Source organism: Arthrobacter sp. E70 (genome assembly GCF_058266945.1).
The window spans coordinates 58,269-67,532 of record NZ_JBYQFR010000019.1 but is presented as its reverse complement, the minus strand read 5'-3'; the positions used below and the strand labels follow the sequence as shown (position 1 = coordinate 67,532).

At 66.3% G+C, this 9,264-nt stretch carries 8 protein-coding genes and 1 pseudogene; 6 read left to right on the top strand and 3 right to left on the bottom strand.

Going from position 1 to position 9,264, the window contains the following annotated elements:
* A pseudogene (locus AC3IMC_RS18970) lies at positions 1-335 on the bottom strand (hypothetical protein); the annotation flags it as partial.
* Between the two features lie 162 nt (positions 336-497).
* Positions 498-1,367, bottom strand: coding sequence for an Fpg/Nei family DNA glycosylase (locus AC3IMC_RS18965; RefSeq protein ID WP_490920339.1), 870 nt, complete (start codon positions 1,365-1,367; stop codon positions 498-500).
* A 166-nt stretch (positions 1,368-1,533) separates the two neighbouring features.
* Between AC3IMC_RS18965 and gcvH the strand changes: the two genes are divergently transcribed.
* From gcvH to AC3IMC_RS18940, 5 genes are all read left to right on the top strand, one after another.
* Entirely contained in the window at positions 1,534-1,920 is a 387-nt protein-coding gene (gene gcvH / locus AC3IMC_RS18960; protein WP_221387471.1) for a glycine cleavage system protein GcvH, read from the top strand.
* 153 nt (positions 1,921-2,073) lie between these two features.
* On the top strand, positions 2,074-2,550 hold the full coding sequence (locus tag AC3IMC_RS18955; protein ID WP_454485172.1) for an FHA domain-containing protein: 477 nt from the start codon (positions 2,074-2,076) through the stop codon (positions 2,548-2,550).
* Positions 2,551-2,573: 23 nt separating this feature from the next.
* A complete protein-coding gene (gene ftsR / locus AC3IMC_RS18950) occupies positions 2,574-3,290 on the top strand; it encodes a transcriptional regulator FtsR (protein WP_454485174.1) in 717 nt (238 codons plus the stop codon).
* Complete coding sequence (locus tag AC3IMC_RS18945) at positions 3,290-3,793, top strand: bifunctional nuclease family protein (protein WP_221387474.1); 504 nt, start codon at positions 3,290-3,292, stop codon at positions 3,791-3,793. Before ftsR ends, AC3IMC_RS18945 begins: the two co-directional genes overlap by 1 nt.
* Before the next feature lie 229 nt (positions 3,794-4,022).
* On the top strand, positions 4,023-4,616 hold the full coding sequence (locus AC3IMC_RS18940) for a MerR family transcriptional regulator (protein ID WP_018763528.1): 594 nt from the start codon (positions 4,023-4,025) through the stop codon (positions 4,614-4,616).
* 76 nt (positions 4,617-4,692) lie between these two features.
* Here AC3IMC_RS18940 and AC3IMC_RS18935 read toward each other — a convergent pair whose 3' ends face one another.
* Entirely contained in the window at positions 4,693-5,511 is an 819-nt protein-coding gene (locus AC3IMC_RS18935) for a ParA family protein (protein WP_490920338.1), read from the bottom strand.
* 302 nt (positions 5,512-5,813) lie between these two features.
* Here AC3IMC_RS18935 and AC3IMC_RS18930 point away from each other — a divergent pair, with 302 nt between their 5' ends.
* A complete protein-coding gene (locus tag AC3IMC_RS18930; protein ID WP_490920336.1) occupies positions 5,814-9,212 on the top strand; it encodes a pyruvate carboxylase in 3,399 nt (1,132 codons plus the stop codon).
* Positions 9,213-9,264 lie beyond the last annotated feature (52 nt).

The window sequence follows — 9,264 nt, the reverse complement described above, 5'->3', positions numbered from 1 at the left end:
AGGTAGCGTCCGCGGATGGCCCCGTGCACCTCGTGCGCGCCGGTGCCGGCGCTCCAGTAGATCGTCCCGCCGGTATAGTCCTGGGCACGCCCCCCAGCGATGTCATACGCGCTGCCGACTGGTGTGCCGAGGAACGACGTGTTGCCGCCGAGCTCTTCATAGTGCTCGACGATCGCGTCGTCGCCGGCCTGCTCGACCATCGACGCCGGAACGCTCCGCTGCACTACTGCCGCTGACGCGGAGGCCAGGGGCGGCCCCAGGGGCGTGCTCCCGAGCCCGGTGCCGAGGGTGAGGGCCAAGGCCATTCCGAGGACGGCGGGTCGAGACTGGCGCATTGTGACCCCTTCGTGCTGATCGAGTCTTGCGGGCCTTGGTCAAGACGCTACGCCGCAGGGGCGTGCCCAGGCAGGACCAAAAGTCCCGAATCACCATCCGATATCCGCGCCGGTATTCCGGCAGGTCCGGCAGTTCCCATGAACGGGTTGCCGGCTCTTCCCTCACTTGAGGAACTTGGAGGTCCTGCGGTCCGCCAGGATCTTGCCCTTGGTCTGGCAGGTGGGACAGTACTGCAGGGCCGTATCCGCGAAGGAGACTTCCCGGACCGTATCGCCGCAGACGGGGCAGGGCTGGCCCGTGCGGGCGTGCACCCGCATATGGCTGCGTTTCACGTCTTTGAGGTCCTTGGGCGGCTTTCCCGCTGCCTGTGCCAGGGCTTCGCCCAGCACGCTGTGGATGGCGTCGTACAGCACCTGCACCGTGTCCCGGTCAAGGGACTTTGCAAGGGCGAAGGGCGAGATCCGTGCCGCGTGCAGGATTTCGTCGCTGTAGGCATTCCCAATGCCGGCGATGACGCTCTGGCTGCGCAGGAGGCCCTTGATCTGTTGTGAACTGCCAGCCAGGATCTCAGCCAGCATGTCGGCGTCGAACGCCTCGGTAAAGGGATCGGGGCCCAGCGTGGCGATGCCCGGCACCTCCTGCGGATCCCGCACCACGTAGACCGCCAGGCTTTTTTTGGTGCCTGCTTCCGTCAGGTCAAGGCCCCGCGGCCCCTCCGGGCCTGAGAACGTGCAACGGACCGCGATGAGGCCCTTGCCCATCCGGAGCTGGCTGTCCGCAGGGGAGTCGGTGAACCTCACCCAGCCCGCACGCGCCAGGTGGAACACCAGGGAAATGCCGTCGGTGTCAATGCTGATGAACTTTCCGAACCTTCGGACGCCGGAGACCGTCCGGCCCTCAACCGCGGTGAAGGGCGGGTCCGCTGTCTTGAGCACGGCAAAGGAGGTGATCTGCAGCTTCGTCACTACGCAGCCCCGCAACTGTCCGTCAAGGAACGCGGCCAGGCCGGCGACTTCAGGCAGTTCCGGCATGGCTTACCTGCCCTGTCCCCAAGACGCTGCACCCATGCTTGCTCTCATGGGTCCCATCTTGTCAGAAACCCGGGCGGCGGCCCGGGCACTTGTGCCTATACTTTCAGCGGCGGCCCGATCACCGGGGGCCGCCGTGACGTTGGTGTACCCCGATGAAAGGCCGCCCATGAGCAACATTCCCGAAGACCTGTCCTACACCGCCGAACATGAGTGGGTGTCGGCCCCCAATGCCGACGGTGTGGTCCGCGTGGGAATCACCGATTTCGCCCAAGATGCGCTCGGAGATGTTGTCTACGCCCAGATGCCCGAGGCCGGCACGAAGATTACGGCAAACGAAGTCGTGGGCGAGGTGGAGTCGACCAAGAGCGTCAGCGACATCTACGCGCCGGTCAGTGGCGAAGTAGTGGCCCGGAACGACTCCCTGGACACCGATTCAGCCCTGATCAACACCGATCCGTACGGTGACGGCTGGCTCATCGAGGTCAAACTGGCCGAACCTGACGCCGTCGAGTCGTTGCTCAGTGCATCGGAGTACGAACAACAGGTAGGCTAAAGCTAACCGGTATTTCCGGTCCGGCCCCGCGTCGCAGGCAGGACGTCTTCGCACGTCAGCGGCCGGATGGGGGAGCCGGGGCCGGACCTGCCAGGGCCGGAGGTAAACGTTGGCTGCAGACCTGGAGCCTGCAGCGTCGAAGAGGAGGAATCCATGGCTGGCCACACACACAACCCTGCCGATGGGGATTACGGCACGGGTGCGGCTAAGGCGTCGGAGACCACCTCGATCCATCTCACCCCGGTCACCGATGAACCCACCATCGCCCCGAAGCTTTCCTTCGATGAGCGCAACTCGGTTGAGGCCCTGCCTGCCGGTTCTGCGCTGCTCGTGGCGCACAGCGGCCCGAACGCCGGCGCCCGCTTCCTGCTCGACTCGGACGTCACCACGGCAGGCCGGCACCCCGATGCGGACATCTTCCTGGATGACGTGACGGTTTCGCGCCGCCACGTTGAGTTCCGCCGCACCGCCCGCAGCTTCGAGGTCGTTGACAAGAACAGCCTCAACGGCACCTACGTCAACCACGACCGCGTGGACCGGGTGGAGCTGAAGTCCGGCAGTGAAGTCCAGATCGGCAAGTTCCGCCTTACCTTCTACCTGAGCCCTGCCACAGCTGCAGGCCGCGGCTGATCCGGGGACCACTGCCTGTGGCAATGGCACAACCGGAACGCCGGGGCCCCCAGGTCCTGAACATCGGCGAAGTCCTCGCCCAGCTCAGCGCGGACTTCCCCGGCATGACAGCGTCGAAAATCCGGTTCCTGGAAGAAAAGGGCCTGATTAATCCGCGGCGCACGCCGGCGGGTTACCGGCAGTATTCCGACGGCGACGTCGAGCGGCTGCGCTTCGTGCTGGCCCTGCAGCGCGACCAATACCTGCCCCTGAAGGTCATCAAGGACTACCTTGATGCCATCGACAGGGGGGAGCGTCCGGATAACCTCCCGCCCGGCGTCGTGGTTTCCCCGCGCATCGTTTCGGACGAGCTGGCTGCTGAATTGCAGAACCGTGGCCGAAAGCTGACCGAGGAACAGTTGCGGACGGAATCCGGTGCCAGCGTGCCCCTGCTCCAGTCGCTCCTGAGCTTCGGCCTCATCAGCCACAGCAACGGCCAGTTCGATGAACACGCCCTGCAGGTGGCGCGCGCCTGCGTCCAATTGGAAAGCCACGGCCTGGAGCCGCGGCACCTCCGCCCCTTCCAGGCGGCGGCCGAACGGGAATTCGGCCTGGTGGAACGAGCCGTGGCACCGCTTGCCTCGCGCAAGGACCCGGCATCGCAGGCACGGGCAGCCGAAGCCGCCCGTGAAATCAGCGACCTCTGCCTCACCCTGCACAGGGCCCTGGTGCAGGACCACATCTCACGCATGGACATCTGATGATTGAAGTCGAGATCGTAGGCGTTCGGATCGAACTGCCCTCCAACCAGCCCCTGGTCCTGCTCAAGGAGATGCATGGGGAACGCCACGTCCCCATTTGGATCGGCACCCCTGAGGCCAGTGCCATCGCACTCGCCCAGCAGGGCGTGGTCCCGCCGCGGCCGATGACCCACGACCTCCTCGTCGACGTCGTGGAGTCCCTGGGCCATTCCGTTGTCAGCGTGAATATCGTCGCCGTGGAGGACAACATCTTCTACGGGCAGCTTCAGTTCGAAAACGGAACCACGGTGAGCTCCCGTGCCTCCGATGCCCTTGCGATTGCGCTTCGTGCGAAATGCCGGATCTGGTGTGCCGATGCCGTGATGGACGAGGCCGGGGTGCGCATCACCGAACACGATGAGGGAGAAGACGCCGAACCCGGCCCCACCGTGGACGAGGAGCGTGAACTGCGCCGCTTCCGGGAGTTCCTTGACGACGTCGAGCCCGAGGATTTCGACGGCTAGGTCACGCTAAGGTTAAAGTTGAGGCTGAAAGTTTCGACACGCCCCTTCGAAGGGCCCAACATCTTTGACCTCGGGGGCCCCCGGGCCTAACGTCGAAGTATCAAGTTCCCTTGCCTACGGCAGCCGCGCAAGTCACACTGGAAAGTGCGCCCCGCGAGAATCACACGCATGGTCTTCATGCCAAGTCTGCTGCACTGGTTATCGGGAGCGTACGACAAGGAGGATCCACGTGAGTCCCAAAGGCGAAGCAGGCGGGCTGAAGCAGCCCACGGCTGGTGTTGCTGTGCCCGTGAGCGGTGCCCAGGGCCTCCTGTTTACCGAGGACCTCCCGGTGCTTGATGAGGATGCCGGCTACCGCGGGCCCACCGCCTGCAAGGCCGCGGGCATCACTTATCGCCAGCTCGACTACTGGGCGCGGACCGGGCTGGTGGAGCCGGCCGTCCGCGGCGCGGCGGGGTCCGGGTCGCAGCGACTGTACGGCTTCCGGGACATCCTTGTCCTGAAAGTGGTCAAGCGGCTTCTGGACACCGGAGTTTCCCTGCAGCAGATCCGCACTGCCGTGGAGCACCTGCGTGAACGCGGGGTGGAGGACCTGGCCCAGATCACCCTGATGAGCGACGGCGCCAGCGTCTACGAATGCACGTCCGCCGACGAAGTTATCGACCTCGTGCAGGGCGGACAGGGCGTCTTCGGCATCGCCGTGGGCCGTGTGTGGCGGGAAGTGGAAGGCAGCCTGGCCTCCCTGCCCAGCGAGCACGCCGCCGAGCAGTCCTTTCCCGACGACGAACTCAGCAAGCGCCGCGCCGCACGCAAGATCAGCTAAGGACTGAGGAACAGCAGAAGGGGCCGCTCTCCGGATGGAGGGCGGCCCCTTCTGCGTCAGTTCTTCCGGGCTCGTCTCACCGGGCGCGGCTCCGCAGCCCGTTGCCGGCCGACATCAGGTTGGCGAGCAGGTCGTCGAACAGTCCCGCAGCGGATTTGGCAGAGTCGCCGGGCCAGTGGTGGACCGGGTGTGCTGCGCCCTGGATCTGCTGCCAGTTGGCCTGTTCGGGGATCCGCGGGCTGAGCAGGAGTTCGCCGAACATGGACTCCATCTCGGCCAGGCGGTACGTGTGCTCGGATGAGCCGGACCGGACCCGGTTGGCCACGATCCCGGCGGGGGAGAGGTTCGGTGCGAACTCCTGCTTGAACAGCTGGATGGCCCGCATGGTCCGCTCCGTGCCGGCCACGGAGAACAGCCCGGGCTCGGCTACCAGGGCCACCTTGTCACTGGCCGCCCATGCCATGCGTGTGAGGCCATTCAGCGACGGCGGGCAGTCCACCAGGACCAGCTGGTAAGCGTCGGTGCCGGACAGGACGGCTGAAAGCCTTCGGAGGTCGCGGCGGCCCAGGTCGGGCCGGTCGTAGATACCCGTGTAGGCGGAGCCGACGGCGACATCCAGCACGGCGGGCCCCGGGCCGTTGGTGCCGGCCCGGTCCGTCCAGGAGCTGCGCACGACGTTCTCTGCAAGTTTCGCGCGGCGGGGGCTCTTCAGCATCCTGCCGACGTCCAGCTGGTCGCCCGGCTGGACGCCGAGGGCGGTGGTGGCATCGGCGTGCGGATCAAGGTCCACCACCAGCGTGCGGATTCCCGCGGCCAGCGCCGCAGACGCCAATCCCGTGGTGACGGAAGTCTTGCCGACTCCACCCTTAAGGCTGCTGATGCTGACTACTTGCACTTGGGAGACCAAAACCTAACGCCGGAAGCAGTGTTGGGAGTAATGTTTGCTGCGGCAGAGCCGAAGCCGGACGGTCCTGCCGCCCTACTCATCATATGTTGATGCGTCGGCGAATCCTGCTTAATCGGGCGTCGGCACGGCACCGACTGTGCTGCCGGGGCGGATTCCGCCAGCCAGGCTGTAAGCGTTCATGACATGACGGGGAAATCTGTGATGGTCGACACAAAGATTTGTGTTTGTCCTTGTAGGTCCTAGACACTGTGACCACTCACCGATCCACCCAGCAATGATGCAGGAGAAGTATGTTTTCCAAAGTTCTGGTGGCCAACCGCGGCGAAATCGCGATCAGGGCCTTCCGCGCCGGCTACGAGCTGGGCGCCAAGACTGTTGCCGTCTTCCCCCATGAGGACAGGAACTCCATCCACCGCCAGAAAGCCGATGAAGCATACCTGATCGGCGAGGAAGGCCATCCTGTCCGGGCTTACCTGGATGTGGATGAGGTAGTACGGGTGGCCAAGGAGTCCGGCGCCGACGCCATCTACCCGGGCTACGGCTTCCTTTCGGAGAACCCTGAGCTGGCACGTGCCGCGAAGGAAGCCGGCATCACGTTCGTCGGCCCGCCCGCCGAAGTCCTGGAACTTGCCGGCAACAAGGTGGCTGCGCTGAAGGCAGCCCGTGAAGCCGGCGTGCCGGTGCTGAAGTCCAGCGAGCCGTCCAAGGACCTGGACGAACTGCTGGCTGCGGCGGACGAGATCGGCTTCCCCATCTTCGCCAAGGCCGTCGCCGGCGGCGGCGGGCGCGGCATGCGCCGGGTCGACACCCGCGAGGCCCTGCCCGAGGCCTTGAAATCGGCCATGCGCGAAGCCGACGCCGCCTTCGGTGACCCGACCATGTTCCTGGAGCAGGCTGTCCTGCGTCCCCGGCACATCGAAGTACAGATCCTGGCCGATGCCGAGGGCAATGTCATGCACCTCTTCGAGCGTGACTGCTCCATCCAGCGCCGCCACCAGAAGGTCATCGAGATTGCTCCGGCGCCCAACCTGGATGAGGGCATCCGCCAGGCCCTCTACCGGGACGCCGTGAAGTTCGCCCAGGCCCTGAACTACGTCAACGCCGGCACCGTGGAGTTCCTCGTGGACACCGAAGGCGAACGGGCCGGCCAGCACGTCTTTATCGAAATGAACCCGCGCATCCAGGTGGAACACACGGTGACCGAGGAAGTCACGGACGTGGACCTTGTCCAGGCCCAGATGCGCATCGCTTCCGGTGAGACCCTCGCGGACCTGGGACTGTCACAGGACGCGGTCAAGCTGCGCGGCGCCGCCCTGCAGAGCCGTATTACCACCGAGGACCCGGCCAATGGTTTCCGCCCCGATGTCGGAAAGATCACCGGCTACCGCTCGGCCGGCGGCGCAGGCGTCAGGCTCGACGGCGGCACCGTCTACTCGGGTGCCGAGATCAGCCCGCACTTCGACTCCATGCTGGTCAAGCTGACCTGCCGTGGCAGGGACTACCCGTCCGCCGTCGCCCGTGCCCGCCGTGCCCTGGCCGAATTCCGCATCCGTGGTGTCTCCACGAACATCCCCTTCCTGCAGGCCGTGCTGGATGACCCCGACTTCATTGCCGGCGACGTCGCGACCAACTTCATCGACCAGCGCCCGCAGCTGCTCAAGGCCCGTGTCTCCGCCGACCGCGGCACCAAGCTGCTCACCTGGCTGGCCGACGTCACGGTCAACAAGCCGAACGGCGAGCTGACCGTCCACTCGAATCCTGCGGACAAGCTTCCCTCGTTCAAGGGCCGGCAGGCGGCGCCCGGATCGCGCCAGAAGCTCCTTGAGCTGGGCCCGGAAGGGTTTGCCAAGGCGCTCCGGGAGCAGAACGCCGTCGCCGTTACGGACACCACGTTCCGCGACGCGCACCAGTCGCTGCTGGCAACCCGCGTCCGTACCCGCGACCTCGTGGCCGCCGGCCCCGCCGTCACGCACCTGCTGCCGGAACTGCTGTCGGTTGAAGCGTGGGGCGGTGCCACCTACGACGTCGCGCTCCGCTTCCTGGGCGAAGACCCCTGGGACCGGCTCGCGGCACTGCGCCAGGCCATGCCGAACGTCTGCATCCAGATGCTGCTCCGCGGCCGCAACACCGTGGGCTACACCCCGTACCCTGAGGAAGTGACCGAGGCCTTCGTCAACGAGGCTGCCGCCACCGGCATCGACATCTTCCGCATCTTCGACGCCCTGAATGACGTCAGCCAGATGGCACCGGCCATCCGCGCCGTCCGCGCAACCCGCACCGCCGTTGCCGAGGTGGCACTCTGCTACACCGGCGACCTGCTGGACCCGGCCGAGAAGCTGTACACGCTGGACTACTACCTGGACCTGGCGCAGAAGATCGTTGATGCCGGCGCCCACATCCTGGCCATCAAGGACATGGCCGGCCTGCTGCGTCCGGCGGCAGCCGCCAAGCTGGTCACCGCACTGCGGGAGCGCTTCGACCTGCCCGTGCACCTGCACACCCACGACACCGCGGGCGGCCAGCTGGCCACCCTGCTGGCGGCTGTCGACGCCGGTGTGGACGCTGTGGACGTGGCCTCCGCATCGCTGGCCGGCACCACGAGCCAGGTCTCGGCGTCGGCCCTTGTTGCTGCCCTGGCCCACACGCCGCGCGACACCGGCCTGAGCTTGGACGCCGTCAGCTCCCTCGAGCCTTATTGGGAAGCGGTACGCCGCGTCTACGCGCCGTTCGAGTCGGGCCTGCCCGGACCCACCGGCCGGGTGTACAAGCACGAAATCCCCGGCGGCCAGCTCTCCAACCTCCGCCAGCAGGCCATGGCGCTGGGACTGGGGGAGCGGTTCGAGGCCATCGAGGATATGTACACCGCTGCCGACCGGATCCTGGGCCACCTGGTGAAGGTGACCCCGTCCTCCAAGGTGGTGGGCGACCTCGCCCTGCACCTGGTGGGCCTCAACGCCGATCCGGCCGACTTCGAAGCGAACCCGCAGAACTACGACATCCCCGACTCCGTGATCGGCTTCCTGTCCGGCGAGCTGGGTGACCCTCCCGGAGGCTGGCCCGAGCCGTTCCGCACCAAGGCCCTGCAGGGCAGGAGCGTGAAGGTCCGCGACGTCGAGCTCAGCGCCGAGGACAGCGCCGCGCTGAAGTCCGACTCGAAGACCCGGCAGCACACGCTGAACAGGCTGCTCTTCGACGGCCCCACCAAGGACTACCTGAAGAGCGTGGAGACGTACGGCAACATCTCCGTCCTGGACACCCGCGACTACCTGTACGGCCTGCAGCGCGGTACCGAGCACGAAATCCAGCTGGAGCGCGGCGTGCGGCTGATTGCGTCCCTGGAAGCCGTCTCGGAGCCGGACGAAAAGGGTATGCGCACGGTCATGTGCACCCTCAACGGCCAGTCCCGTCCGGTGGTGGTCCGCGACCGTTCGGTGGTCAGCAACGTCAAGACCGCCGAGAAGGCCGACCCGTCCCAGCCGGGCCACGTGGCCGCACCCTTCGCCGGCGCCGTCACCGTGACGGTCAAGCCGGGGGAGACGGTCCAGGCCGGCGACACCGTGGCCACCATCGAGGCAATGAAGATGGAGGCATCCATTACGACGCCGGTGGGCGGCAAGGTCGGCCGCCTCGCCATTTCATCGGTGGAGCAGGTGCAGGGCGGGGACCTGCTGCTGGTCATCGAACAGTAGGCAGGGACGAACCACGGCAACAGCAAAGGGCCGCTCCGTTGGGAGCGGCCCT